This window comes from Dactylosporangium sucinum (genome assembly GCF_014647515.1).
In the GTDB taxonomy this organism is placed as follows: Bacteria; Actinomycetota; Actinomycetes; order Mycobacteriales; family Micromonosporaceae; genus Dactylosporangium; species Dactylosporangium sucinum.
Map to the genome: position 1 here is coordinate 24,654 of NZ_BMPI01000006.1, position 24,083 is coordinate 48,736.

A 24,083-nucleotide genomic window follows, 5' to 3' on the forward strand; every position below is an offset into this window, starting at 1 on the left:
GGGACGGGCCGGCGCTGCGGGGCTCGGGCGGGAGGGTGGTCCACCGTCCCGCCCGAGCGCACGCATCGACCGCGCTGGACCAGAGAGGGCAATATTGCTCAGTGTCGTCAGATCATCTGAAGGTCCGCCCCGTGAGCGAGCAGGAGCTCGCCCACGTGGCCGCCAGGCTCGGTGAGGGCGCCTTCCTCACCGATCGGCTGGCGCGACAATCCGAGGACAAAGGCGTCCTCCTGGTGGCATGGCTGGGCGGCGACCCCGTCGGCTGTGTCTACGTGTGGCTGGAGGACGCCGAAGAGGATGACCTGCAGAAGCATCTGCCGGGTGTACCGCTGCTCAACCGCCTCCGGGTGCTGGAGCCGTGGCGCAACCGAACCTTCGGCACCATGCTCATCCTGGAAGCCGAGCGCGTCGCCCGGGAACACGGCCGCGATCAGCTCGCGCTCGGCATCGCGCTCGACAACGAGGGTGCCGAGCGGCTGTACCGCCGGCTGGGCTACGAGGAGTGGGAGCACGGGCTGCTCGACACCTACTACGTCGTCTTCAAGGACGGCAACGAGGTCCGCGAGCCGGAACGCTGCCGGATCATGGTGAAGAACCTGCGGCTCACACCGTGAGGAGCTGGCGAACCGCGGGGTCCTGCAGGTCCTCGCGGTCGCCGCTGCGGACGACCTCGCCGGCGTCCATGATGACCAGCGTGCGGGCCATCGCCAGCTGCTGTTGCTGGCCGCCGGACAGGAAGCCGGCCCGGTTGCGCAGCAGCCCCGCAGCGCCGGGAAGACGTCCAGCGCCTCGCCGACCGACTCGCGGGTCGCCTTCGGCGAGGCACGTTGTTCTCTGGAAAACCCGCAAATGCGACGAATCCTCGCGTAGCGTCGAGCGCATGGCCGGGCGCTCCTTCCTCCTCAGGGTCGCCAACGTCAACCCGGCGAACGTGCTGACCCACACCGATCGGGCCCTGTACCGCTCGATCGGGATCTTCATCCTGCTGTACGGCGGGTACGCGATCGTCGGTGCCGCGTCCTTCGTCGACGCGTCGAGCAACTACACCCACCCCTGGTGGCAGTGGCTGGTCGGCCCGCCGGTGGCGGCCGCCGTCATCGCCTACGACCGGGCCGTGGTGGGGCGGGTGGCGGTGAACTACGAGCACCTGGAGTCCGCCGACCCGCACCGGCTGCTGCGGCGCCGCACGGCCGGCCTCTACACGGGGCGCATGGTGCTCGCCCTGCTGTTCGCGATCGTGATCACCGAGCCGCTGATGCTCGCCCGCTACAAGGGCGAGATCGACGCGTACCTCGGCACGGTGCACAACCGGGAGCTCGCCCGCCTGGAGCAGAGCGGCGCGATCGCGGCCTTCCAGCGCCAGATCGACGGCCTGCGGGCCCAGGACGCGGCCGACGACGCCGCGGTGGCCGACCTGCACCGGCTCGCCGAGTCGAAGCGGTCGGCGGCCACCTCGGCCTACAACCAGGCGCTCGAGGACTCCCGGGCCGCGGGCGTGAGCCGCCGCGCGGGCTGCCCGCCGGGCGGCTTCTGCGACGCGCTGGTCCAGCAGTCACGCTCCCTGAACGCCGAGGCGACCCGCCTGGACCAGGAGGCGTCGACGGTGCGGCAGGCCCAGGAGCCGGCCCGCCAGTCCCGCGCCACCCAGTTCGCCGCCCTGAACGAGCAGATCGAGGCGCAGCGGACGAGCAACCGGACCACGGTCGAGTCGGCGGCCGGCTTCGGCGCCCGCACGGCCGCGATGTGGGAGCTGGTGCAGCGCGACTTCTGGGGCTTCGGCTTCTTCTACCTGGGCGTGGCCGCGCTGCTGGTGTGCCTGGACTGCGCCGCGGTGTGGCTGAAGCTGGTCTCGCACGGCAACGGCTACGAGCGCGCGGAGGCCCGCGACGCCCGCCGGCGCGAGCTGTCCGAGCTGCGCCGCCACCAGCAGGAGCTGCGCGTGACCGAGGCGGCGACGGACGTGGCCGACGCCGGCCTGGACACGGTGGTGCGGGAGCAGCGCCTGCTGGACGCGGCGGTGTCGCAGGCGACGACCCGCCTGCTGGCCGAGCTGGAGGAGCAGACCCGCACGGCCCTGACCCCCACCCGGTAACCCACACCCCCCTTCCGCGTCGATCTTGCAGTAATGGTGCCCGGATGCTCCGGGATTACCCGGGTTTGTCAGGCACCACAAGTGCAAGATCGACGCGGTGGCCGGGGCGCGCGGCACGGGTCGGGCGGCGCGACGCGGAGGCGTGCAGCGGCGCGGGGAACCGTGCGAATGGGGAGGAAGTGGGCGCGCCGCATGGGCCGTTCGTCCCGAACTTGGCGGATCGCTTGGCTTCCGGGTGGCAGGCCTGGGCAGACTGGGCGCGTGCGTCACCGCCTGCCCCGCCGCTCGCCGGTGCTGCCCATCGTGATCGGGATCGTGCTCGCCATCGTGGCCGGGGTCGGTGCCCTGCGCGCGGTCTGGGTCAGCAGCAGCGCGCCCGCCGCCGACGCCGGGGCGCCGCGGGACGCGCGGGTCGCGGAGCGGGCCGACCGGGGCGAGCACGCCGGGCGCGGCGACGCGCGGTGCGACGGCAAGCCGCTGAGCGCGCCGCGGGAGCTGCGCGGGATCTGGATCACCACGGTCGAGAACATCGACTGGCCCAGCACGCCCGGGCTGCCGGACGAGCAGATCAAGGCCGAGTACCGGGGGTGGCTCGACCTCGCCCAGCAGCGCAACCTCAACGCGGTGTTCGTGCACGTGCGGCCCAGCGGCGACGCGCTCTGGCCGTCGAAGTACGCGCCGTGGTCGGAGTGGATCACCGGGGTACGCGGGAAGGCGCCCGGCTTCGATCTCATGCAGTGGATGATCGACGAGACGCACGCGCGGAACCTGGAGTTCCACGCCTGGTTCAACCCGTACCGGGGCAGCCAGCCGGGGCCGAACGGCGCCGGGCCCGACATCGAGGCGCTCGCGCCGGACCACCCGCTGCGCAAGCACCCGGAGTGGGCGGTCGTGTACCCGGCCAAGGGCACCACCGGCAGCCGGCTGCACTTCAACCCGGGCATCCCCGAGGCGCGCAAGTTCGTCGAGGACTCGATGCTGGAGGCGGTGGAGCGGTACGACGTCGACGGCGTGCACTTCGACGACTTCTTCTACCAGTACCCGGTCGGCAAGCAGGACTATCCCGACCAGGCGGCGTACCAGCAGTACGGCGGCGGGAAATCGAAGGCCGACTGGCGCCGCGACAACGTCAACAAGCTCGTCGAGGAGATGAGCGTCCGCATCCGCCAGCTGAAGCCGTGGGTGAAGTTCGGCATCAGCCCGTTCGGGATCTGGCGCAACGCGACGACCGACCCGCAGGGCTCCCCCACCCGCGGGCTGCAGAGCTACGACGAGATCTACGCCGACACGCGCCTGTGGGTGCAGCGGCAGTGGCTCGACTACATCGTCCCCCAGCTGTACTGGAACATCGGCTTCGACGTCGCCGACTACGCGAAGCTGCTGCCCTGGTGGGTGAACGTCGTCAAGGACACGAGGGTGCAGTTGTACATCGGGCAGGCCGACTACCGCGTCGGCCAGTCGGGCGTCTGGTCGGACCCGGCCGAGCTCGACCGCCAGCTGGCTCTCAACCGCACGTATCCGCAGGTCACCGGCAGCGTCCACTTCAGCGCCAAGAGCATGCGCAGCGACGCGCTCGGCTCGGTGTCGCGGTACGCCGCCCGCTTCTACGGCACGCCCGCGCTGCCGCCGGTGATGGACTGGCTGCCCGAGCACGTGCCGGCCGGGCCGACCGTGCGGGCGAGCCGCGACGGCGACCAGGTGAAGCTGAGCTGGAAGAGCAAGGGGACCTCGGTCGCCGTCTACCGGGTCGACGGGGACAAGGCCGGCCTGGTCGCCACGAGGCGCGGCGGCGACGGCGAGTGGACCGGCCCGGCGGGGACGTACTGCGTGACCGCCCTGGACCGCTCGTGGAATGAAAGCGAGCCGATCGCGGCATAGCAACCCCGGCCGGGTGAGCCTCGCTCATCCGCCGCTTGTCGATGCTTCCCCCCATGACCAGCTTCATCTCGGACCAGGACTTCACCACGCCCGCGCACATCCGCGTGACGCTGGACGACGTCAAGCACGAGGACCGGGGGCGGGAGCCACGGCGCGGGCAGCCCGGTTCGGCGGCGCCCTTCCACAGCATGGTCCTGCTGGCGGCCGTGTGGCTGGTCGTCTCCGCGGTGCCGATCGGATACCTCGGCGCGGGCCGCTACGACGTCTTCTGGAGCGACGCGGTCGTGGGCATCACCATCGCGATCATCACCACGATCCGGCTGCTGCACCCCCTGGCGCCGTTCGCCTGGGTGATCGGCGGGCTGGCCGGGTGGCTGCTGGCGGCGCCGCTCGTCCTGCAGTACGGCTGGTCGGCCGCGACCGCCAACGACCTCATCGTCGGCGTGCTGATCCTGGCCTGCACGCTGCTGGGCGCCGCGGACTGAGCGCACGACGAGGCGGGGCCGCCCCGCTTGGCCCGGGGCGGCCCCACCCTTTTTCCGTCACTCAGGTCAGCGGTCGAAGGCGTCCTTGATGTTGCGCCCGGCGTCCTTCACGTGGTCGCCGGCCTGCTTGGCCTGCGCGGCGGAGCGCTCGGCAGCACCCTCGGCCTGCGTGCGCTCGTTGTCGGTGGCGTCGCCGTACTTCTCCTTGGCGGCACCCTTGAGCTCTTCGGCCTTGTGCTCGACCTTGTCCGTGAAGCCCATCGCTGATCCTTCCCACGTCTCCGGTCTTTGCCGTACTACACATATCGTTGCCCGCCGCGGCGGCGGCGCAAACGCGCGCGGTGCGCCAGGGTTGTCACACCGGTCACGGCGAACGACACCGCCACCCCCAGCAGCGCGGCCACCACGGGGTGGGTGAAGAAGTGCCCGCCGAGGTAGCCGAGGCCGACCATGTAGCAGCTCCACAGCGCGGCGCCGACCAGCAGCGCCGGCACGAACCGCTGGCGGGGGAACCGGGCGTAGCCGGTGGCCAGCGCGACCGCGGTGCGCCCGAGCGGCACGAACCGGCCGGCGGCGACCAGCGCGCTGCCCCGCCGCTCGAGCAGCCGGGTGATCCGGCCCCGGTGCTCGCGGTGCACCCAGCGGTCGAGCAGGCGGTGGCCGCCGCGCCGGGCCGCCTCGTGCGTGAGCAGGTCCCCGGCCGCGACCGCCGTCATCGCGGCGGCCAGCACGATCGGGAGCTCGAGGTGACCGTCGGCGGCGAGCGCCCCGCCGGCGATGAGGCTGGTCTCGGCGGGCACGACGGGCAGCAGGCAGTCGACCACGAGCAGCGCGAAGATCAGTACGTATGCCCAGCCGGCCAGCGATTCCATGCCCTCCACCGTGCCCGTCCCACCCCACCGGGCGCAGCGGTGCCAACGTGTCGATTGCCGGTGGGGTTTCCCCTACCGAGGGATGCCCAGTAGGGCCCGTGCCGAAGCCTCACCTCGGCAAGGTGTACTCCAGGTTCACGTGCTGCCCGGCCCGGCTCTCCTCGACGAGCCGCAGCGGGACGCGGTCGACGGCCTCGTACAGCCGGACGCCCCCGCCGAGCAGGATCGGCGCGACGTGCACGACGAGCCGGTCGACCAGCCCCGCCGCGACGCAGGTGCGGGCCAGGCCGGCCCCGATGAGCAGCAGGTCACGCCCGCCGGCCGCGGCCAGCGCGGTGCCGACCGCCGTCTTCAGGTCGCCGCTGAGGTAGGGGCCGCCGGGCTCGGGCCGGTGGGTCATCACGAAGACCGGGCCGTCGAACCGGCCGCCGTACACCGCGCCCGCGCCGTCCCGGTCGCGCGGCCCGTCGACCAGGTCCCAGGTGTTGCGCCCGCAGAGCACGGCGCCGACCGAGGCGATGACTTCGGGCACCACCGGGTTCTCGGCGTCGTCGTGGGGCATCCAGTCCATCTCGTGCCTGGGGCCCGCGATGAAGCCGTCGAGGGACATCGTCACGTGCCAGAGCACCCGTTGTGTCGTCATGCCGAGGTTGACGATTCGGTACCGCCGAAGTCATCGGTCCTCGCGAAGAAGTCGAACACGTCGGGGTCGTGGAACGCGGTGGTCTCGACGATCAGGCCCGCCTCGACCGTGAGCAGGGAGAGTGCGAAGGGCCGGAACTCGGTGTCGCCGGGCGCCCGGACCAGCGAGTACACCGCCGGTTGCCGGTTGGCGCGGGTGAGCCCGGTGCGCAGCTCGCCGAGGAAGGGCAGGCTCTGCCGGAGAGCTTGGACGATGGCCGATTTCCCTCGGTACCACATGGGCAGCGGCGGCATCGTGGCGCGCGCGTGGTCGGCCAGGAGCCTGGCCATGCCGTCGACGTCGGCCCGCTGGTAGGCCTCGGCGAAGCGGCGGGCCACCTCCTGCTCGTCCGGGCCGGGCCGGGTCCGGTCGTCGCGTCGCTCGCGCATGGTCGCCCGGGCCCGCTGGAGGGCGCTGTTCGCGGCGGCGACGCTGATGCCGAGCAGCTCGGCGGTCTGGCTGGCCGGCCAGCCGAGCACGTCGCGGACGATGAGCACGGCCCGCTGCCGGGCCGGCAGGTGCTGGAGGGTGGCGACGAACGCGAGCTCGATGGTCTCCTTAGCGACGAACGCCGCCTCGGGCGACTCGTCGAGCAGGCGGTCGGGCACGGGCTCCAGCCAGGCGACGTCGGTGCGCGGCGGGAGGCTGAGCGAGGGGTCGGCGGGCGGCCCGAGGTCGACGGGCAGGATGCGCCGCTGCCCGCTCTTGCGCGCGTCGAGGCAGGCGTTGGTGGCGATCTTGTAGAGCCAGGTCCGCACGGACGAGCGCCCGTCGAAGGCGTCCCGGCCGCGCCAGGCCTTGAGGAACGTCTCCTGCACCAGGTCCTCGGCCTCGTGCCAGGATCCGAGCAGGCGGTAGCAGTGGACCTCCAGCTCCCGCCGGTGCTGCTCCAGCTCCGCGCCGTTCACCGCTGCGCTCCCGCCTCTCGCGCTCCCCGCGCTCCGGCTCTTCCGGCCGCTGCGCTCCCTCGCCGCCGCTGCGCTCCCCACTGCGGCGCGGCTCGCTTTGCCGGGGCCGCCCCTGCCTTGCCCCTCGCCGTGATCGCTCCGCGCGGGCGTGGGATGTTAAGGCCATGTGGGCGGAGTATCGCAAGCGCGTGATCCTGGAGGATGACGCGATCCTCGTGCTGGACAAGCCGGTCGGCGTCTCGGTGATGGGCGAGCGCCACGAGTCCGACCTGGTGCGGATGGCGGAGGAGGCGGGCGAGCGGCTCTTCCCCGTGCACCGCATCGACAAGGTCACCTCCGGCGTGGTGCTCTTCGCCAAGGATCTCGCGGTGCACGGCGGGCTGACCCGGCAGTTCAACAAGCGGACGGTCGACAAGGCCTACCTCGCGATCACCCGCCCCGGTGGGCTGCCGCCGGAAGGGCGGATCGACCTGCCGCTCAGCGTCGGCCGGAAGAACCGGGTGCGCATCGCCGCGCCTCGCGAGAGCATCGTCGCCGACCTTACCGCCGGCACCTGGACCGTGCCCGCCGCCGAGGTGTTCGACCAGGTGCCGACGTATCCGTCCGTCACCACCTTCGCCGTCCGCGAGCAGACGTCGTCGACGGCGCTGCTGGAGGCCCACCCGCTGACCGGGCGGCGGCACCAGATCCGGGTGCACCTGGCCTGGATCGGCCACCCGATCGTGGGCGACCCGCTGTTCGACAAGCACGCGACGGGCCGGACGTTCCTGCACTCGTGGCGGCTGGCGTTCGACCTCGGCGACCGGCGGGTCACCGTCGAGGCGCCGCCTGACTCGTCGTTCCTGGCGCCGATCGAGGAAGGTAACTAGTCTGACGTCCATGACTCCTTACAAGCTCGATGCTCGCGCGTGGCAGGAGAGCTGGGACCGCCAGCAGGAGGCGTACCTGCCGGATCGCGAGCACCGCTTCACCGCGATGCTCGACGTCGTGGACGCGGTCGCCGCCGACGGGCCGCTGCGCCTGCTCGACCTGGCCGGCGGGACCGGCTCGATCAGCCTGCGGGCATTGGCCCGCTTCGAAGACGCCGAGGTGACGCTCCTCGATCTCGACCCGGCGCTGCTGGCAATCGCCGCGGCGTCGCTCGGCTCGCGGGTCACCGTCGTGACCGCCGACCTGCGCTCGCCCGGGTGGGTCGGGCAGCTGCCGCACCGCTCGTACGACGCCGTCCTCACCGCCACCGCCCTGCACTGGCTGGCCCCGGAGCGGCTGACGGCCCTCTACTCGGAGCTGCCCGGAATCCTGCGCCCCGGCGGCGTGTTCGTGAACGCCGACCACATGCCGGACGCGGCGCTGCCGGCGCTGAGCCGGCGGCTGATCGAGCGGGCCGACGCGCGGCGCGAGGCGCGGTACGCGGCGGGCGCGGTCCTGCCGTGGCGGGCCTGGTGGGACCGGGCGGCGACCGACCCGCTGCTCGCGCCGCTGGTCGAGGAGCGGAACCAGATCTACCCGAAGTCGCACTCGAGCACCGAGTGGACCCCGCCGGCCGCGTGGCACCTGGACGCCCTGGCCGCGGCCGGGTTCACGGAGACCGGCATCGTGTGGCGGGGCGGCGCCGACGCCGCCGTGGCGGGCGTTCGCTGACGCCTTTCCTAGAGCCAGCTCCACCATCGGGGTAGGGCAGGCCCTACCTCAAAGACTCTACTCAGCGGGCTGGGGCGCGCCGGGTCGATTCCATAGCGTCTTGTCCATGACCGAGACGCTGACCCGCACTCGCGTCCCAGCGCCGCCGACCCGCCGGTTCGGCTGGCCCGCGACGCTCGCGCTGCACCTGCTGCCGGCCGCGGCCACGTTCGCCGCCGCCATGGCACTCGGCCCCGTCATGCGCTCGCTGGACCTGCCACCGCAGTTCGCCCTGACGCTCGCGTTCGCGTTCGTGCTCACCCCGACCGAGCTGGCCATCCTGTTCCGCGTGACGGGCGCCCGCTCGCTGTGCGACCTGATGCGGTCGCTGCCCTTCCAGCGCCGGCTCCCGGCCCGCCTCTACGCGATCACGATCCCCAGCCTGATCGCCGTCGCGGTCGGCCTGGTCATCCTGCTGGAGCCGCTGGAGCGGGCGATCCGGTCGGTCTACCCGTCGGACTGGTTACTCCCCGACGACTCGACCGCGTTCCCGACCGCCACCCTGGTCGCGACGCTCCTGTTCACGCTGCTGGTCGACGGCCTGGTCAACCCGGCGGTCGAGGAGCTGTATTTCCGCGCCTTCCTCCTCCCCCGTCTCCCCGTCCACGGCGCGCTGGCCGTGGTGACGTCGGCGGCGCTGTTCGCGGCGCAGCACTACTGGCAGCCGGAGAAGTTCCTGTTCATCTTCCTGGCCCAGCTCCTCCTGACGGCGCTGATGCTCCGCCTCAACAGCATCCGGATGAGCATCGCGGCCCACTGCGCGACCAACTCCCTGGCCATCCTGCTCTCGCTGGCGACGGTCCTCGCCTGACCGCGGTTGGGCCCGACCGGGGGGCGGGCCCAACCAGGGACCATCTGGTTGCCGGGGCAGCCGGATCGTTCCCACGATCATGAAGGGTCAGCGGGCCAGCTGGAGGAGGTCGTCGACGGTCCACTGGTCGTAGGCGTGCTCGCCGTACCTGGACGCGCGCAGGGTGCCGTCGGGGTTGATCAGGAAGTCCGCCGGCAAGCCCCAGCGGCCGCCGGCCGGGGTCAGCGACGGTGCGCGGCCGCGGCCTCGGAGCAGCGACCACACGCTGCGGGCCACCGCCGCGGCGATGTGCGGCCAGACCCTCGGGTGCAGCAGGGAGCGGCGGGAGGACTCGACGCCGAACTCGCGGTACAACCGCTTCGTGGGATCCGGGATCACCGCGAACGGCAGGCCCGCCACGTGCTCGCGCAGGTCCGCCGCGCTGGAGTGGAAGACGACGACCTCGCGGATGCCCGCGGCCTCGATCTCGGCGTGGCGCTTGACGATCGAGCGGAGGTGGAGGTTGCAGACCGGGCAGCCGGCGAAGCGGCGGAACTGGAGGTGCACCAGGCGGGACGGGTCGGGGACGTGGACCTCGGCGCCGGAGACGTCCTGCAGCCGGCGTGACGACACGGAAAGCAACGCAAACCCCCGGGATCGTAAGCGTACAAGGTACACCTACCACGGTAAGCGTATGTCGTACGCTGTCAAGGCCATGCCGAGACCTCGTTCGCTGACTGCCGAGGGGATCGCCGCTGCCGCGCTGGCCGTCCTCGACCGCCACGGGACCGGCGGGCTCACCATGCGCGCCGTGGCCCAGGAGCTCGGGGTCAGCACGATGGGGCTCTACCGGTACGTCACGGACCGCGAGGAGCTCGAAGGGCTCGTCGTCGAGCTGGTGCTCGGCGCGGTCGACCCGGCGCCACCCGCGGACGGCACCTGGCAGGAGCGGATCGCGGCGCTGGTCGAGCGGGTGCGGGCGGCCGTCGGCGCGCATCCCGCCGTGGTACCGCTGACGATGACCCACCGTCACCGCTCGCCGGCGATCCTGCGCTGGTCGGAGTCCGTCGCCGGGCTGCTGACCGAGGCGGGCACCGACGACCGGCAGCGGGTGGTGGCGCTGCGGGGGCTGCTGGCGTACGTGATCGGGGCGATCCAGCTCGAGCACCTCGGCCCGCTGGCCGGCGCCGGCACGGTCGCGATCGCCGGCCTGGATCCGGCCGAGTTCCCGAACCTGCGCGCCACGGCGCAGGCGGCGCGACGCGTGCCCGCGGACGAGGAGTTCCGCGGCGGCCTGGCGCTGCTGCTGGCCGGAATCGGGCGCCGAGGAGCGGCCACATGAACGACCTGCGGGACGCCACCTGCGTCGCCTGCCCGGCGCAGCGGCTGGCGGTGGGGGCGTTCGACGTGAGCGACCGGCCGCGGGTCGAGAGCCGGTACGACCCGGACCTCGGCTACCGGGTCGACCGGGCGACGCGGACGCCGACCTGCGTGCACCCGTACCGGGTCGGCCTGCCGCCGGGCCGGTACGCGTCGGGCGAACCGCTGCCGGCCGACGGCGACCGGCGGCCGGCACCGACCGAGGAGGACCTCGTGCTGCCCGACGACGTCACGCTGCTCGAGGCGTGGTTGATCGCGGTGGTACGGCGGGCGCCGGCGCCCGAGCTCGCCCGGGCGCTGCGGGCGGCGGAGGAGCGGGCGGCCGCCCGGTTCGGAACTGCCGCGACCGTCGACGCCCTCCGCCGCGTGCTCGCCGGCTAAAGGCGGACCAGCGCCAGCGGGCGGTCGCCGCGCAGCACCGCCGGGTCCAGCCACTCGGGGATGCGGTCGAGCCCGACCTCGCGGATGAAGTTGCCCCAGGTGTACAGGGCGTAGGTGTCCAGATCCGACCTGGCCGATCAGCCTACGGCGATCACGAGTGCGGTCACGTTGTCCCGCCCGCCGGCGGCGAGCGCGTGGCCGACGAGGGCGCGCGCGTCGTCGAGCGGCGCAGGCCCGCGCAGCCGGGCACGCAGGTCGCCGGCGCCCGGCAGGTATCGCCAGAGGCCGTCGGTGCAGAGCAGGAGCGTGCCGGGCACGTGCGGGCGGTGGCTGTGCGCCTGCGGCCGCGGCGGCGGGGCGCCCGCGCCGAGCCACGCGGAGATCGTGTCCAGGTCGCCGGTGTCGTCGGCGGTGAGCGCCGTGCCGGGGCCGCTCGACGGCAGCCAGTACGCGCGGCTGTCGCCGACGCCCGTCGCCCAGATGCCCGCCGGCCCGGCGATGCCCGCCGCGTAGGTGCAGCCGGGTCCGTTCAGGGCGGCGACCGCTGCACCCGCCCGTACCGCCGAGTCCTCCAATGCCTCCTCGGGCAATGCCCCGGCGATCAGGCGGGCGGCCAGCCGTTCGGCGCCGCACGCCACCGCGACCTGGGCGGCACGCTCGGGGCGCGGGGTCATCGAGATGCCGTCGGCGACCACGCCGATCGTCCAGGGGCCGGCCGTCGTCAGGGCCATCGCGTCGGCGTTGACGCCGCGACGGAGGCCGCGGTCGGTGACCGCCGCGGCGCCGGTGATCGCGGTCTCGAGCCGGGCCCGGTGCAGCGGCTGGGCGTGGCCGCAGTCCCAGCAATAGCCGTCCGGTGCGACGGTCCCGCCGCACCGGACGCATGCCATGCGCGAAAACTACACCCCGTAGGTCTCGCAGCGGTTGCCCGCGTTGGTGTTGTTGCCCTTGCCGACGTAGGCGTCGTCGGTGCCGGCGCCGCAGTCGACGGTGTCGTTGCCGCTGCCGGTGCCGATCCGGTCGTTGCCGGCGCCGGCGGTGACGGTGTTGTTGCCGTTGCCCGCGTCGATGATGTCGTCACCCGCGCCGGTCACGATGGTGTCGTTGCCGGACGCGGTGGTGACGACGTTCGCGCCGTCGCCGGCGTTGATGACGTTGTTGCCGCCGCCGGCCGCGATCCGGTCGTTGCCGGCGCCGGCGGTGATGGTGTCGTTGCCCGACGCCGCGGTGATGACGTTGTCGCCGCCGCCCGCGTTGATCACGTTGTTGCCGCCGCCGGCGTCGATCCAGTCGCCGCCGTCGGCGGTGGTGATCGTGTCGTTGCCGGGGCCGGTGGTGATGCAGTCGGTGCCGCCCTTGCCGGCGACCACGTCGTTGCCGCCGCGGCCGAGGATCAGGTCGTTGCCCGCGGTACCGGAGAGCTGCTCGTTGCCGGTGCCACCGACGATGACGTTCTGGATCGCGATGCCGGCGCAGGCGTCGGCCGGCTGGCTCGCCGCGCGGATCGCCACCGGGCCGGACTGCTGGATGCCGGTGAGCGCATCGGTGTAGGTGACGGAGCCGCCCGCGCCGACCGTGATGAGGATCGGCGTCGACTTCACCGTGACGGTCACGACGGCGGGGCCGCCGGCGATGGTGGCGACCGCGTTCTTGACGTTGTACGTGCCCTCGGTGAGCGCGATCGTCGCGGTGCTGCCGTCGAGCTGGAACAGCGCCGGCTCGGTGCCCGCGCCGACGGTGACGGTCAACGCGGCGTCGACGTGGATCGTCCGGCCCTTGCGGTCGAGGATCCGGCCGCCGGTGAACGTGTTGTCGCCGGTGTCGACCGGGTCGTCGATGCCGTCGCCGTCCGAGTCGGGCACGGTGCACGGCAGCGTGCCGGCGCGCAGCGCGTGGCCCTCGTCGTTGGAGTCGTTGGCGTACACGACCGGCTTGCGGCCGGCGACGCACGCCGACTGCGGGGCGATGGCGAAGCCCTCGTTGTTGTAGTTGGGCATGCCGGCCGGGCGCTCGTAGAGGTTCGTGAGCGAGTAGCGGCCGGTTGCGTCGAGATCGAACGTCGCCGTGCGGCCCTGGCACGTGTCGTCGCAGACCACCCACAGGTGGGAGGTCTCCGGCTCGAACTGCAGGTCCATCACGCCCGGGAAGCCGCTGACGATGGTGGCGACCCGGGTGAACGCGCCGCCGGCCTGGTCGAGCGCGTAGCCGTAGACGGTGCCGTTGGCCTCGACGCCGACGAAGAAGATGCCGCCGCCGTGGTTGGGGTAGGTGGCCGGGTCGTACTTCGCGCCCGTGTGCTCGTCGACGAAGCCGCCGGCGGTCAGCACCGCGTCGGGCACGAACGTGATGCCCTCCAGCCCGAGGTTGGCGCCCACGACCGGCAGGTCGGCGGTGAGGTTCCACTCGGCGTTCGCGTTGAGGCTGGTCGCGCCCTCGACGACGGCGAAGCGCTCGATCGCCGGCCGGCTGACGCCGCTGTTGGCGTTGTTGCGCTCGGTCGACACGAACACGCCGTTGTCCGTCACCGTCACGCCCTCCGCGTCGAGGTCGCCGGTGCCGTCGCCGTAGTGCAGCGCCGCAGTGAGCGTCGGTGTCCACTTGGTGCCGTCGAAGGCGAGCCGGTACAGGGTGCCGGGGCCGTTCTTGACCGCCCACAGGGTGCTTCCCTGGAACGTCAGGCCGCTCATGTTGCCGCCGAAGACGTTCGCCTCGTCGACGGTCGTGATCTCGCTGCCGCCCGGCCAGGGCGAGGCGGGCGTCTGCCCGGGGCAGGCGTTGGCCGCGCCCTTGGTGGGGGCGGTCGTCGTGGTGAACTCGTTGCCGCAGCGGCCGTACGTGGTGGTCGCGTGCGCCGTCCAGGAGTACGAGTCGACGAGCGTGCCGTCCGGCTTGAACAGGCGCGCCGAGTCCGCGCTGCCGAGCCCGTACGCGGTCTCGACGTCGAACGCGGCGAAACCGCCCGCGGCGATCGTCGTTCCGGCCGGGATCGTGAACACGTGGGTGTCGTCGTTGTCCTTGAGCAGCCAGCCCGACACGTCGGCCGGGGTGGCGCCGGTGTTCGCCAGCTCGATCCAGTCGCCCGGCGTGCCGCCGTTGGACTCGACCTCGTTGATGCGGACCGGCGTCGAGCAGTCGTTCGCCGCGCCCTTGGTCGGCGAGGTCGTCGTGGTGAACGCGCCGCCGCAGCGGCCGTAGGTGGTGGCGGCGTGCGTGGTCCAGGAGTACGAGTCGACGAGCGTGACGCCGTCGGCCAGGAAGAGCCGGGCCGAGTCGGCGCCGCCCAGGCCGTACGACACCTCGACGTCCAGGGCGAGGTAGCCGCCGGCGGCGATCGTCGTTCCCGCCGGGATCGTGAAGACGTGGCTGTCGTCGTTGTCCTTGACGATCCAGCCGGACACGTCGACCGGCGCGCCACCGATGTTCACCAGCTCGACCCAGTCGCCGGGCGAGCCGCCGTTGGACTCGACCTCGTTGATCCGCACCGGGACCGAGCAGTCGTTCGCCGCGCCCTTGGTCGGCGAGGTCGTCGTGGTGAACCCACCGCCGCAGCGGCCGTAGGTGGTGGCGGCGTGCGTGGTCCAGGAGTACGAGTCGACGAGCGTGACGCCGTCGGGGCGGAAGAGCCGGGCCGAGTCGGCGCCGCCGAGGCCGTAGGCGACCTCGACGTCCAGCGCCAGGTAGCCGCCGACGGTGATCGTGGTCCCGGCCGGGATCGTGAAGACGTGACTGTCGTCGTTGTCCTTGAGGATCCAGCCGGACAGGTCGACGTCGGCCGCGCCGGTGTTCGCCAGCTCGACCCAGTCGCCCGGGGTGCCGCCGCTGGACTCGACCTCGTTGATCACGACGCCCGAGGCGTCCTCAGCCGCGGCGGGGGCGGCGGTGCCGAGCAGCGGCAGGGTGAGCGCGGCCAGGGCCGCGACGAGTAACCGTGGTGTGCGCACCCGCTGAGCGTCGGGCACACCGGCTACCGCGACGTGAACAGATCACGAACAGCGTGAATGTACCCCGAGGATATATACGCGAGGTATACGCTCAGGGTATGGTCGGCGCATGAGCGTCCCCTTGACCCTGCTCGGCCTGATCGAGCGCGAGCCCAGCCACGGCTACGACCTCAAGCGCGACTACGACACGTTCTTCAGCCGCGGCAAGCCGCTGCCGTTCGGGCAGGTCTACGCCACGCTGGGGCGGCTCGCGCGGGACGGGAAGGTCGTCATCGGCGACGTCGAGCCGGGGGTCGGGCCGGATCGCAAGCGGTATGTCATCACCGAGCTCGGGGCGACCGAGGTCGACGCCTGGCTGACCGAACCGGTCGAGGCCGAGCCCAACCTGCAGTCGGTGCTGTTCACCAAGGTGGTGCTGGCGCTGATGCTGGGCCGGCCCGCCGAGGAGTACCTCGACAGCCAGCGCGCCACCCACCTCAAGCGCATGCAGGAGCTCACGACGATCAAGCGCGGCGGCAACCTCGTCGACGCGCTGCTCGCCGACCACGGCCTGTTCCACCTGGAGGCCGACCTGCACTGGATCGACACCACGATCGCCCGGCTCGACGCACTCCGGAAGGTGGTCAAGCGATGATCGAGGCCCGCGAGGTCGTCCTGTCCTTCGGCGAGACCCCGGCCCTGCGCGGCGCGACCCTGTCGGTGGCGGCCGGCGAGATCGTCGCCGTCATGGGCCCGAGCGGCTCCGGCAAGTCGACGCTGCTGCACTGCCTGGCCGGCATCCTGGTCCCCGACTCCGGTGAGATCCACTTCGACGGCCGCCGGGTCGACACGCTCGACGAGACCGCGCGCAGCGTGCTGCGCCGCGACCGGTTCGGGTTCGTGTTCCAGTTCGGCCAGCTCGTCCCGGAGCTCACCGCGGAGGAGAACGTCGCGCTCCCGCTGCTGCTCGGCGGCGCGAAGCGGCCGGACGCGCTGCGCGAGGCCCGGCCCTGGTTCGAGCGGCTCGGCCTGGCCGGCCTGGAACGGCGCCGGTCCGGCGAGCTGTCCGGCGGGCAGGCCCAGCGGGTCGCGCTGGCCCGCGGCCTGGTCGCGAAGCCGGGCGTGCTGTTCGCCGACGAGCCGACCGGCGCGCTCGACTCGCTCACCGGCGAGCAGGTCATGGACCTTCTCGTCGCGTCCGCGCGCGAGCAGGGCACGACCGTCGTGCTCGTGACGCACGAGGCCCGCGTCGCCGCGTACGCCGACCGCCAGGTCATCGTCCGCGACGGCAAAGTGAACGCATTGGTGCACTCATGACGACGTTTGCTGTTCGTTTGGCCCTCGCCGGCGGGCGGGAGGCCGCGGCCCGGCTGGTCATCATCGCCGCCGCGGTCACGCTCGGGGTGGGCATGCTGCTGGCGACGCTCGCGGGCATGAACGCCGTCGGGGCGCAGAACCTCCGGTACGCCTGGCTGAACACCATGACCGCGCCCAGCTCCACGCAGGGCTCCGGCGCCGAGCTCTGGTGGCTGGCGCGCAAGGACTACTACCGCGGCGAGTCCATCGGCCGGATCGAGGTCGCCGGGCTGGCCGCGGATTCGCCGGTACCGCCGGGAATCCCCCACCTGCCCGCCGACGGCGAGTACTACGTCTCTCCCGCGCTGGCGAAGCTGCTCGACTCGGTGCCCGCCGCCGAACTCGGCGACCGCTTCCCCGGCCGGCGGGCCGGCATCATCGGCGACGCGGCGCTGCCCTCGCCCGACTCGCTCATCATCGTCATCGGCCGGCCGCCGGCGACGCTGGAGGAGCTCGGCGCGGTGAGGGTCAACCAGATCATGGCCACCGACCCGAGCGACTGCACCCGCTGCATCGTCGGCATCAACCAGGACGGCATGGCGCTCATCCTCTCGGTCGTGGCCGCCGCGCTGCTGTTCCCGGTGCTCATGTTCATCGGCACCGCGACCCGGCTGGCCGCCGCCCGCCGCGAGCAGCGGTTCGCCGCGATGCGCCTGATCGGCGCCACCCCGCGGCAGATCGCGCACATCTCGGCCGTGGAGTCGACGGTCGCCGCGCTCATCGGCACGGCCGCCGGGTTCCTGCTGTTCGCCGCGGTCCGGCCGGCGCTCGCCCTGGCCCCGTTCACCGGCGAGCGGTTCTTCCGGGCCGACCTCGCGCTGACGCCGCTCGACGTGCTGGCGGTCGCCCTCGGCATCCCGGCCGGCGCGGTGGTGGCGGCCTGGCTGGCCCTGCGCCGCGTGCAGATCTCCCCGCTGGGCGTGACCCGCCGGGTGACCCCTCGGCCGCCCGGTGCTTGGCGGCTCGTCCCGCTCGTGGCCGGCGTCGCCGAGCTGGCCTGGTTCATCGGCCGGCGTCCGGACACGTCGAACCAGCAGATCCTGGCGTACCTCACCGGCTTCGTCCTCATCCTGACCGGCCTCGTGCTGGCCGGCCCGTGGCTCACCATGCTCGGCGCGCGGGTGCTCGCCGGCCGGGCGCGCCGCCCCGCCGCGCTCATCGCCGGGCGCCGGCTCGCCGACAACCCGAAGGCGGGGTTCCGCTCGGTGAGCGGGCTCATCGTGGCCCTGTTCATCACCGCGGCGGCGACGGGGGCGATCACCACGTACGTCGCCAACCGCGGCGAGCCCCGCACCGACTCGGTCGCCGCGACGTCGTTGTCGCTCAACTTCTGGGCGGAGGACGGCCCGCAGCCGACCGCCGCCGACGTCCCGGCCGGTCTCGCGAGCATCCCCGGCGTCAGCAGCGTCACGCTGGTGCGCCAGGGTCCGGAAGCGCCCGGCCCGACGGGCCTCGTCACCTGCGCCGAGCTGGCCCGCCTGCAGGTGTTCGGCGCGTGCCCGCCGGGCGCCGCGGTCGCGGCGGTGTGGCATGACCTGATCGGGCCGCGGGCCTTCTCGCTGCGCGACACGATCGAGTGGGATGCTTCACCGGTCCCGGCCGCCTCGTTGGAGACGCTGCCGGTCCAGTCCGTGGTCGTCAACACCACCGACCGGGCGGCGTTCGAACGTGCGCGGACGATGCTCATTCGCGCGTTCCCGGCCACGCAGTGGTTCCCGTCCTCGGTCGGCGAGTGGGAGGCCGACTCGGCGCGGCTGCTCGTGCAGTTCCAGCAGCTTGCGAACGTCATCATGCTGTGCAGCCTGCCGATCGCGGGCTGCAGCCTGGCCGTCAGCGTGGCCGGCGGGCTGAGCGATCGGAAGCGGCCGTTCAGCTTGCTGCGGCTGACCGGGGTCCAACTGAACACCCTGCGCGGCGTGGTGGCGCTGGAGGCCGTCGTGCCGCTCCTCCTGGTGGCGGCGGTCGCGATCGGCATGGGACTGCTGGCCGCGCACCTGTTCCTGCGCGCACAGCTCGACTACTCGCTGCTGGCCCCGCCACCGTCGTTCTACGCGATGGTCGCCGGCGGGCTGGTGGTGTCGCTGGTCATCATCGGCACGACGCTGCCGCTGCTGCGCCGTCTGACCGGCCCGGAGACGGCTCGCAACGAGTAGTTACCAGACGTCTCCGTCGCGCCAGTCGCAGGCGATGAGCCCCGCGATGTCGACGCCGTCCTCGACCCTGAGCACGTAGGTGCTGTCATCGTCGTCGGGGGTGCGGGTGAGCCCGTCGGGAGCCAGGACCGCGGTCGGCCCCTCCCAACGGACCCACCCGCGCCGCCGGTAGAACTCCACGGCGCCCTCGGACGCCGACAACGCACCGATCGTGTATCCGCCGCGAACGATTCGCTCAACTTCGGCCATGACCCGCGCACCGTGCCCGTGTCGTTGCGGATGCGCGGCAACAGCCTCGACGTACCCCGCGCGCAGCGCCTTCCCCTGGTGGAACAGCCGCCGCTGGACGACGGAGGCGTGCCCGACGAGCTGCTGGTCATCCTCGACGAGCACATGCAGCCCACCGAGCGCATGGTCCATGTCGTCGTCGCCGAACCGCCCGCCGAAGGCGGTGTCGAGCAGGCGGCGGATCCGGCGGTGCTCCTGGATCGCCAACGCCGAAGAATGCACAACGCGCACGTCCACGCATGCCATGGTGCCATCGAGGCAACACGAGGCGCTCGGGAGTTCGTCCGTCTCGGTGTCAGCTCAGCGCCCGCACTCTCCGCTCCCCGCTCCCTCCGCGTGCCTGGTCGTGGCCCGCCGGCTCGGGCACGCCAACGCCAGCGTCACGACCAGTACGCCCGCGCGATGGACGGGGCCGACGACCAGGTGGCGGTGCACCTGGACAAGGTCGCCCGAGAGACTACGGGCCCGCGGCGGGCACGGAAGCCCCGCAAGAAGATCGAATAACCCCTGATCAAGCCCCTGACCTGGTGCCCCCGGCAGGATTCGAACCTGCGACACACGGTTTAGGAAACCGTTGCTCTATCCCCTGAGCTACGAGGGCGCGGAGCACAGTGTACCGAGCCTGCCGTTGACCTGCTTCGGCATATGTCGGCCGAGACACCCTCAGCTGGCCTCGGGCGTGTTTGTGCTGATGGGACGGCACGCCGGTCACACCATGCCGGTTTGCGACATGGCGATGTCCGTTCGGTCGCCGGCCTGACTCCCGTGGCTCGGGTTGGCACCGTCCGTTGAGTGCATGTCGAGCCTTCTGCCCGCAGCGACGACATCGAGGTCGAGGGCGTCGACGTTCCGCCACGCTGTTCTGCGCACGTGACTGGGCCGGTTCAGTCGGGCCCGGTCAGGAGCGCGGTCGATCGGCCGGCTAGGCGGGCTGGGGTCGGTGATTGGGTTCGCCGTTCACCGGTACGGGAGCCGTCACGGTCAGTAGGACCGGCGTGGCGGCTCCCCGCCGCTGCCCGTGACCTGTACCGGTCGCCGCTTCAGGCGCGAGGGCCGAGCGTTTCGTCATCGCTGCGGCGGCCACGAGGTCTCCGCTCGTCTTCTCCGGAGACCTCGCCATCACCGACGCCCGCCGGACCTGCATCGAGGGCTCCGGCACTTCTGAACGCGGCCTAGTACCCCGGGGCCCACAGAGCCCAGAGGTTGCCGCTCCCCCCGGTAGCCGGGGAACAGGAGTAGTAGTTCCAGAGCACGCCGGTGTACGTCTGGCCGACGTGGTTGCACGACTCTGCGCTGGGGTAGACGCCGTAGACGCCGGCGCTGGCCGGAGATGCGATGACGCCGCCGATGGCGACCGCTCCGGTGGCCACGACGGCGATTCTGAACAGGGCTCGTTTCATAGCACTCCTCAGCTATGGGCCAACTCTTAGGTAAGTTAACAAATAGTCGTCGATGTCTCAAGAGTGTCTCGGAACCACGGGTTCGGCTCGGTCTCGACCATGCATTGGCACCGGAAACGACGCAATCGCCGCCGTCCAGGGGCGACGACGGCTGATCCAAGCCGTCGAGGCTGCGCTCACGTCGTCGCTCCGCTGGCTGCGCTCGCGATGAGGCCGGCGCGTTCCAGGCGGTCCAGCAGGCTCGGCTTGCGGGCGTGTTCCTGACGCAGCTGGTGGATCCGCCCGCGGAACGCCTTGCGCTGGCCGTCGCGTTCGCCGAGTGCCTCCAGGTCGACCAGCAGCGCGACCGCCGCGTCGTACTCCTTCGGCTTCTTGGTCGCGATCAGCTCCGCCACCTGCCGCCACGCCCGCTCCGGGTCCGCGGCCAGCGCGTCGAGGCGCTGCTCGCGGGCGGCCGCGGCCGCTGCCTCCCGGCGGGCCTGTTCGGCCGCCTTACGCTCTTCGGCCAGTCGCTGCCGGTCCGCCCAGCGCGTCTCGGCACCGGCCAGCAACTCGCCCACCGTCCGGCCGCCGCGCACGGCCTCCGGTGCCGTCCCGCCGCCGTACCGGCGCAGCAGCTCGGCGCGCAGGTGCGTGCCGTCGCCGCGCAGCAGCCGCACGATGGCCTGGTCCTTGTCCGCCTCCGGCAGCCGTCGCACCCACTTGGTCAGCGCTGCCGCCGAAGGCGCCTTCGTGGTCAGGGGCGCGCTGGCCCGGGCCGCGGTGTCGAGCAGGTCCTGGTCCAGGCGCAGGAAGTCGGCGAGGCTGCGCAGCGGCCCGGACAGCTCGGCGAGGCCGGGCGGGACGGCCGGCTCCAACTCGTCCTCGTCCAGCTCCCGGTCCTGCACGCACAACAGCCACGCCAGGTACAGCAGCCGGTTGTCGCCGGCGGCCAGCTCCGCCCGGACCGGAACGATCGACGCCAGTGCGGCTTCGTCGTCCCACCACTCTTCGTCGCCGTCCTCGTCCCTGCTGTACAGGTCGAGGATCACGTGCTCGTCCGTGGCCCACGAGGACGCGGAGTGACCCACGCAGTACGTCGCCGCGAGATCCGGATCCAGCAGTTGTACCGGCAGCCGCAGCGCGATCCGGCGAGTGCCCCAGTTCGCGAGGTACAGGTGGGCGTCGAAGTACCGCTCCATCCACTGGCGCGGGTCGGCCTTCAGGTCACCCCACTGGTAGTCGTTGACGAAGCTCGACGCGCTGATCCGGCCACGTGTCGACACCGCCCGCAGCTCGCCCTGCTCGGCCGCCGTCAGCTGCCGGTCGATCGCCACGAACTCGTAGTACTGATACTCGCTCACAGGTCATCCGCCCCAGTGCCGGTACGCCTCGATCCACCGCGCACCGTCAGGCGGCGGATCGGGCAAGGGAAGGTCCAGGATCGCAACCGCTTGCTCCCGGCCCGGTGGCAGATCGCCACGCGGAAGGATAGCCCCGGCCATCGACGGACTCCCGATCGGCGTCTGCGGCTGGACTGCTTTGCCGTGCACGTGTTCTGCACAATCGTGGGAATGACGGCGGCCCGGAGGCAACTGCCTCCGGGCCGCCACTTTCGGTCGGCTGTCAGGTGAACATGAAGTTCGCGGTGTGGGTGGTGCCGTCGATCAGCGTGACGACGAGCTGCCCGCACGTCTTCGCCTGGGTCTTCTGGGTCTTCCAGACGTAGTTGTACTGGTCGGAGGCCGCGTCGTAGGTCAGCGAGCTCGAACCCGCCGTGACCGTCGCCTCCACCGGGTCCTGCGGTGCCGACGTGTCACACGCCACCGGCTGCATCGTCGGGGCGCCGCCGGTGAAGATGTTCAGGCCCTGGTTGCCGGAGAGGCCGAACTTCACCGGGATCGCGCTGCCGGCCTTCACGACGTTGAGCTTGTCGACGTTGATCGGCGAGCCGAAGTCGCGCCAGCCGAACACCACCTGGTAGGTGGCGCTGACCGGGGCCGCCGTGTTGCCGGCGCGGTCACGGGCGCCGGAGCACGTGGCGGTGAAGTAGCCGACCTGCGGGCCGCCGGTGACGGACAGGGTCGCGGTCTTCGCCACGCCGCTGTCGGCGTCGGTCGTCGTGCAGGAGGGCGTCACCGAGGTACCCAGCGTGATCCGCTGGCCCTGGGTGACGCCGGCGACCGCCACGGTCGGCGGGGTCACGTCTTCCGCCTCGGTGACGGCCTTGTAGGCGTTGACCAGGCCGTGTCCGAAGAAGCCGTTGACCGACGGGTTCGCGGGGTCCACCTTGCACCGGCCCTGGGTGTAGTCGGTGCCGGAGGTCGGGCAGGCAAGCGGGATCGCCTGCTTGCGCAGCAGTTCCGCGATGTAGTCGGGGGTTGCGCCCGGGTGCTTGGACACCAGCAGCGCGGCGACGCCCGCGACGTGCGGCGACGCCATCGAGGTGCCCGAGAGCGTCCGGTAGCTGCTGACCCCGGTGGACGGGGAGGTGGAGTAGATGCTCGAACCTGGTGCGGCCACGTCCACCGCCCCGAGACCGAAGCTCGAGAAGGACGACCGGGCCGGCTGCGTGGTCAGGCCCGGCGCCCACGGCCCGACGGCCGCCGCGGGGGCGGTCGGCTGGGTCGTGGAGGAGACCGACACCACGCCGGGCAGCTCGCTCGGCAGGTTGAGGCAGCTCGGGTCGAGCGTGCGGCGCACCGGCGTGGTGTCGTCGGGGCTCGTCGTGTCCACCGTCTTGTTGCTGAGGTCCTGGTTCTCGTTGCCCGCCGCCGCGATGTTGAGGATGCCGTTGGCGGTGGTGTAGCCCACTGCTCGACGGACCGCCTCGACGACCGGCGCCTGGTCGGCCTGGCTGTCGCACCAGTACAGCCACGGGTCGATGTAGTAGCTGTTGTTGGTGACCTGGATGCCGTGCTCCGCCGCCCAGACGAAGCCGCAGATGGCGTACTCCGGGTAGATGAAGCCGTCGGAGTTGACCACCTTGATGGAGGCCAGCTTCACGCCGGGCGCGACGCCGACGATGCCGACGCCGTTCTTGGCCGAGGCGATGGTCCCGGCCACGTGCGTCCCGTGGTAGTCGGCGGTCAGGCTGGTGGGTCGCCACGCGCCGGGCGTCGTGTCGGGAGCGCCGGTGCCGACGCAGTTGACGGACTTCGACTGGTCCACCACCGGCGCAAGGTCCTGGTGGTTGGCGTCGATGCCGTCGTCGAGGACGCCGACCGTGACGGTCGCGCTGCCGAGGCCGACTTCATGCGCCGCGCGCGCGCCGATGAGGACCATGTCGCTCTGGCGCGTCGTGTTCTCCATCGCGTCCGGCGCGTAGTCCTCGACGGCCTCGCCGTCCTCGGCCAGGGCGGGCAGGGCCGCGGTCCGGGTCGCGCCGACGGAGAGGACGGCGTCGCCGTGGGCGGCGCCCTTCACCGCCTGGACGAACGAGGGGTTGGTGGAGCGTGCGATGACCACGCCGATCTGGGCGTACGACACCGTCACCGTGCCGCCGGCCGCGGTGACGGCGGCGGCGGCGTCCGCCGTCCGCTCCTTGCTCACCGCGTTGACGACGTAGCTGAGGTTAGGGCCGGTGGTTTCGGCCGTCGCGGCCACGGGCGCGATTGTCACGCCCACCACGACGGTCGTTGCCGCTGTCGCGGCGAACAGGGCATACCTGGGTAACCGGGAGTTCAATCCTGGCCTCCTGCGAAACGGGGGTAACCCGTGTTGTGATCGGGGTTCGGTGATCGTATTGGTGCGGCCAGCCGAAATTCACTCGTCTGTACGGCGGATGGTCACTACCGCTCGGGAACACCTATTTCTCCGGGTCCGGCCGAACGCGGCCT

24 protein-coding genes and 1 tRNA gene are annotated in these 24,083 nt (G+C 72.2%); 12 read left to right on the forward strand and 13 right to left on the reverse strand.

The window, feature by feature from the left end:
• The first annotated feature begins 131 nt into the window (after nucleotides 1-131).
• Complete coding sequence (locus tag IEZ31_RS07270) at nucleotides 132-614, forward strand: GNAT family N-acetyltransferase (protein ID WP_190248983.1); 483 nt, start codon at nucleotides 132-134, stop codon at nucleotides 612-614.
• On the opposite strand, the gene IEZ31_RS07275 is transcribed toward IEZ31_RS07270, so the two are convergent.
• The gene (locus IEZ31_RS07275) at nucleotides 604-882 is read right to left on the reverse strand and encodes a hypothetical protein (protein WP_190248984.1); all 279 of its coding nucleotides are present in this window, start codon (nucleotides 880-882) and stop codon (nucleotides 604-606) included. The two genes, IEZ31_RS07270 and IEZ31_RS07275, sit on opposite strands and share 11 nt — an antisense overlap.
• On the opposite strand from IEZ31_RS07275, the gene IEZ31_RS07280 reads away from it, so the two are divergent.
• The 3 genes from IEZ31_RS07280 (at nucleotide 881) to IEZ31_RS07290 (ending at nucleotide 4,455) form a co-directional block, all read left to right on the forward strand.
• Nucleotides 881-2,092 carry a DUF4407 domain-containing protein gene (locus IEZ31_RS07280; RefSeq protein ID WP_190248985.1) on the forward strand — a complete coding sequence of 404 codons (1,212 nt, stop codon included), beginning with the start codon at nucleotides 881-883 and terminating at the stop codon, nucleotides 2,090-2,092. The two genes, IEZ31_RS07275 and IEZ31_RS07280, sit on opposite strands and share 2 nt — an antisense overlap.
• Before the next feature lie 261 nt (nucleotides 2,093-2,353).
• Nucleotides 2,354-3,970 carry a glycoside hydrolase family 10-like protein gene (locus tag IEZ31_RS07285; protein ID WP_229834399.1) on the forward strand — a complete coding sequence of 539 codons (1,617 nt, stop codon included), beginning with the start codon at nucleotides 2,354-2,356 and terminating at the stop codon, nucleotides 3,968-3,970.
• A 53-nt stretch (nucleotides 3,971-4,023) separates the two neighbouring features.
• Nucleotides 4,024-4,455, forward strand: coding sequence for an SPW repeat domain-containing protein (locus IEZ31_RS07290; RefSeq protein ID WP_190248987.1), 432 nt, complete (start codon nucleotides 4,024-4,026; stop codon nucleotides 4,453-4,455).
• Between the two features lie 66 nt (nucleotides 4,456-4,521).
• Here IEZ31_RS07290 and IEZ31_RS07295 read toward each other — a convergent pair whose 3' ends face one another.
• The 4 genes from IEZ31_RS07295 to IEZ31_RS07310 form a co-directional block, all read right to left on the reverse strand.
• Entirely contained in the window at nucleotides 4,522-4,716 is a 195-nt protein-coding gene (locus IEZ31_RS07295) for a CsbD family protein (protein ID WP_190248988.1), read from the reverse strand.
• Nucleotides 4,717-4,751: 35 nt separating this feature from the next.
• On the reverse strand, nucleotides 4,752-5,327 hold the full coding sequence (locus IEZ31_RS07300) for a DedA family protein (RefSeq protein WP_190248989.1): 576 nt from the start codon (nucleotides 5,325-5,327) through the stop codon (nucleotides 4,752-4,754).
• A gap of 109 nt (nucleotides 5,328-5,436) precedes the next feature.
• A complete protein-coding gene (locus IEZ31_RS07305) occupies nucleotides 5,437-5,970 on the reverse strand; it encodes a dihydrofolate reductase family protein (RefSeq protein WP_190248990.1) in 534 nt (177 codons plus the stop codon).
• Nucleotides 5,967-6,998: an RNA polymerase subunit sigma-70 gene (locus IEZ31_RS07310; protein WP_190248991.1), complete on the reverse strand. Its 1,032-nt coding sequence runs from the start codon at nucleotides 6,996-6,998 to the stop codon at nucleotides 5,967-5,969. The genes IEZ31_RS07305 and IEZ31_RS07310 overlap by 4 nt, the downstream gene beginning before the upstream one ends.
• A gap of 83 nt (nucleotides 6,999-7,081) precedes the next feature.
• Here IEZ31_RS07310 and IEZ31_RS07315 point away from each other — a divergent pair, with 83 nt between their 5' ends.
• The 3 genes from IEZ31_RS07315 (at nucleotide 7,082) to IEZ31_RS07325 (ending at nucleotide 9,408) form a co-directional block, all read left to right on the forward strand.
• Entirely contained in the window at nucleotides 7,082-7,786 is a 705-nt protein-coding gene (locus tag IEZ31_RS07315) for an RluA family pseudouridine synthase (RefSeq protein WP_190248992.1), read from the forward strand.
• Between the two features lie 10 nt (nucleotides 7,787-7,796).
• A complete protein-coding gene (locus IEZ31_RS07320) occupies nucleotides 7,797-8,558 on the forward strand; it encodes a class I SAM-dependent methyltransferase (RefSeq protein WP_190248993.1) in 762 nt (253 codons plus the stop codon).
• Between the two features lie 106 nt (nucleotides 8,559-8,664).
• Nucleotides 8,665-9,408 (forward strand): CPBP family intramembrane glutamic endopeptidase, encoded by a 744-nt coding sequence (locus tag IEZ31_RS07325; protein WP_190248994.1) that lies wholly within the window; start codon nucleotides 8,665-8,667, stop codon nucleotides 9,406-9,408.
• Between the two features lie 87 nt (nucleotides 9,409-9,495).
• Here IEZ31_RS07325 and IEZ31_RS07330 read toward each other — a convergent pair whose 3' ends face one another.
• On the reverse strand, nucleotides 9,496-10,020 hold the full coding sequence (locus tag IEZ31_RS07330) for a peroxiredoxin-like family protein (RefSeq protein WP_229834403.1): 525 nt from the start codon (nucleotides 10,018-10,020) through the stop codon (nucleotides 9,496-9,498).
• Between the two features lie 82 nt (nucleotides 10,021-10,102).
• On the opposite strand from IEZ31_RS07330, the gene IEZ31_RS07335 reads away from it, so the two are divergent.
• A complete protein-coding gene (locus IEZ31_RS07335) occupies nucleotides 10,103-10,729 on the forward strand; it encodes a TetR/AcrR family transcriptional regulator C-terminal domain-containing protein (RefSeq protein ID WP_190248996.1) in 627 nt (208 codons plus the stop codon).
• The gene (locus IEZ31_RS07340; protein WP_190248997.1) at nucleotides 10,726-11,148 is read left to right on the forward strand and encodes a hypothetical protein; all 423 of its coding nucleotides are present in this window, start codon (nucleotides 10,726-10,728) and stop codon (nucleotides 11,146-11,148) included. Before IEZ31_RS07335 ends, IEZ31_RS07340 begins: the two co-directional genes overlap by 4 nt.
• 137 nt (nucleotides 11,149-11,285) lie before the next feature.
• On the opposite strand, the gene IEZ31_RS07345 is transcribed toward IEZ31_RS07340, so the two are convergent.
• Nucleotides 11,286-12,038: a PP2C family protein-serine/threonine phosphatase gene (locus IEZ31_RS07345; RefSeq protein ID WP_190248998.1), complete on the reverse strand. Its 753-nt coding sequence runs from the start codon at nucleotides 12,036-12,038 to the stop codon at nucleotides 11,286-11,288.
• 9 nt (nucleotides 12,039-12,047) lie between these two features.
• A complete protein-coding gene (locus IEZ31_RS56150) occupies nucleotides 12,048-15,089 on the reverse strand; it encodes a lamin tail domain-containing protein (protein ID WP_229834405.1) in 3,042 nt (1,013 codons plus the stop codon).
• 109 nt (nucleotides 15,090-15,198) lie between these two features.
• Here IEZ31_RS56150 and IEZ31_RS07365 point away from each other — a divergent pair, with 109 nt between their 5' ends.
• From IEZ31_RS07365 to IEZ31_RS07375, 3 genes are read left to right on the forward strand one after another with little or no spacing between them, the layout of a single operon-like run.
• Entirely contained in the window at nucleotides 15,199-15,723 is a 525-nt protein-coding gene (locus tag IEZ31_RS07365; protein WP_190248999.1) for a PadR family transcriptional regulator, read from the forward strand.
• Nucleotides 15,720-16,385 (forward strand): ABC transporter ATP-binding protein, encoded by a 666-nt coding sequence (locus tag IEZ31_RS07370; RefSeq protein ID WP_190249000.1) that lies wholly within the window; start codon nucleotides 15,720-15,722, stop codon nucleotides 16,383-16,385. The genes IEZ31_RS07365 and IEZ31_RS07370 overlap by 4 nt, the downstream gene beginning before the upstream one ends.
• Entirely contained in the window at nucleotides 16,382-18,577 is a 2,196-nt protein-coding gene (locus IEZ31_RS07375) for an FtsX-like permease family protein (RefSeq protein ID WP_190249001.1), read from the forward strand. The genes IEZ31_RS07370 and IEZ31_RS07375 overlap by 4 nt, the downstream gene beginning before the upstream one ends.
• Here IEZ31_RS07375 and IEZ31_RS07380 read toward each other — a convergent pair whose 3' ends face one another.
• The 5 genes from IEZ31_RS07380 to IEZ31_RS07400 form a co-directional block, all read right to left on the reverse strand.
• Complete coding sequence (locus tag IEZ31_RS07380; protein WP_229834407.1) at nucleotides 18,578-19,102, reverse strand: GNAT family N-acetyltransferase; 525 nt, start codon at nucleotides 19,100-19,102, stop codon at nucleotides 18,578-18,580.
• A gap of 288 nt (nucleotides 19,103-19,390) precedes the next feature.
• Nucleotides 19,391-19,466: transfer RNA gene (locus tag IEZ31_RS07385), tRNA-Arg, on the reverse strand.
• 571 nt (nucleotides 19,467-20,037) lie between these two features.
• Nucleotides 20,038-20,235, reverse strand: coding sequence for a hypothetical protein (locus IEZ31_RS07390; RefSeq protein ID WP_190249003.1), 198 nt, complete (start codon nucleotides 20,233-20,235; stop codon nucleotides 20,038-20,040).
• Nucleotides 20,236-20,441: 206 nt separating this feature from the next.
• Nucleotides 20,442-21,608, reverse strand: a complete 1,167-nt coding sequence (locus IEZ31_RS07395; RefSeq protein ID WP_190249004.1) for a hypothetical protein — start codon at nucleotides 21,606-21,608, stop codon at nucleotides 20,442-20,444.
• A 262-nt stretch (nucleotides 21,609-21,870) separates the two neighbouring features.
• Nucleotides 21,871-23,865 (reverse strand): S8 family serine peptidase, encoded by a 1,995-nt coding sequence (locus tag IEZ31_RS07400; protein WP_229834409.1) that lies wholly within the window; start codon nucleotides 23,863-23,865, stop codon nucleotides 21,871-21,873.
• Between the last annotated feature and the right edge of the window lie 218 nt (nucleotides 23,866-24,083).

Coding starts and splice junctions, on each gene's coding strand:
- IEZ31_RS07280 (WP_190248985.1), top strand. CDS start 881: ATGGCCGGGCGCTCCTTCCTCCTCAGGGTCGCCAACGTCAACCCGGCG.
- IEZ31_RS07275 (WP_190248984.1), bottom strand. CDS start 882: ATGCGCTCGACGCTACGCGAGGATTCGTCGCATTTGCGGGTTTTCCAG.
- IEZ31_RS07290 (WP_190248987.1), top strand. CDS start 4,024: ATGACCAGCTTCATCTCGGACCAGGACTTCACCACGCCCGCGCACATC.
- IEZ31_RS07295 (WP_190248988.1), bottom strand. CDS start 4,716: ATGGGCTTCACGGACAAGGTCGAGCACAAGGCCGAAGAGCTCAAGGGT.
- IEZ31_RS07300 (WP_190248989.1), bottom strand. CDS start 5,327: ATGGAATCGCTGGCCGGCTGGGCATACGTACTGATCTTCGCGCTGCTC.
- IEZ31_RS07305 (WP_190248990.1), bottom strand. CDS start 5,970: ATGACGACACAACGGGTGCTCTGGCACGTGACGATGTCCCTCGACGGC.
- IEZ31_RS07315 (WP_190248992.1), top strand. CDS start 7,082: ATGTGGGCGGAGTATCGCAAGCGCGTGATCCTGGAGGATGACGCGATC.
- IEZ31_RS07320 (WP_190248993.1), top strand. CDS start 7,797: ATGACTCCTTACAAGCTCGATGCTCGCGCGTGGCAGGAGAGCTGGGAC.
- IEZ31_RS07325 (WP_190248994.1), top strand. CDS start 8,665: ATGACCGAGACGCTGACCCGCACTCGCGTCCCAGCGCCGCCGACCCGC.
- IEZ31_RS07335 (WP_190248996.1), top strand. CDS start 10,103: ATGCCGAGACCTCGTTCGCTGACTGCCGAGGGGATCGCCGCTGCCGCG.
- IEZ31_RS07340 (WP_190248997.1), top strand. CDS start 10,726: ATGAACGACCTGCGGGACGCCACCTGCGTCGCCTGCCCGGCGCAGCGG.
- IEZ31_RS07345 (WP_190248998.1), bottom strand. CDS start 12,038: ATGGCATGCGTCCGGTGCGGCGGGACCGTCGCACCGGACGGCTATTGC.
- IEZ31_RS07365 (WP_190248999.1), top strand. CDS start 15,199: ATGAGCGTCCCCTTGACCCTGCTCGGCCTGATCGAGCGCGAGCCCAGC.
- IEZ31_RS07370 (WP_190249000.1), top strand. CDS start 15,720: ATGATCGAGGCCCGCGAGGTCGTCCTGTCCTTCGGCGAGACCCCGGCC.
- IEZ31_RS07375 (WP_190249001.1), top strand. CDS start 16,382: ATGACGACGTTTGCTGTTCGTTTGGCCCTCGCCGGCGGGCGGGAGGCC.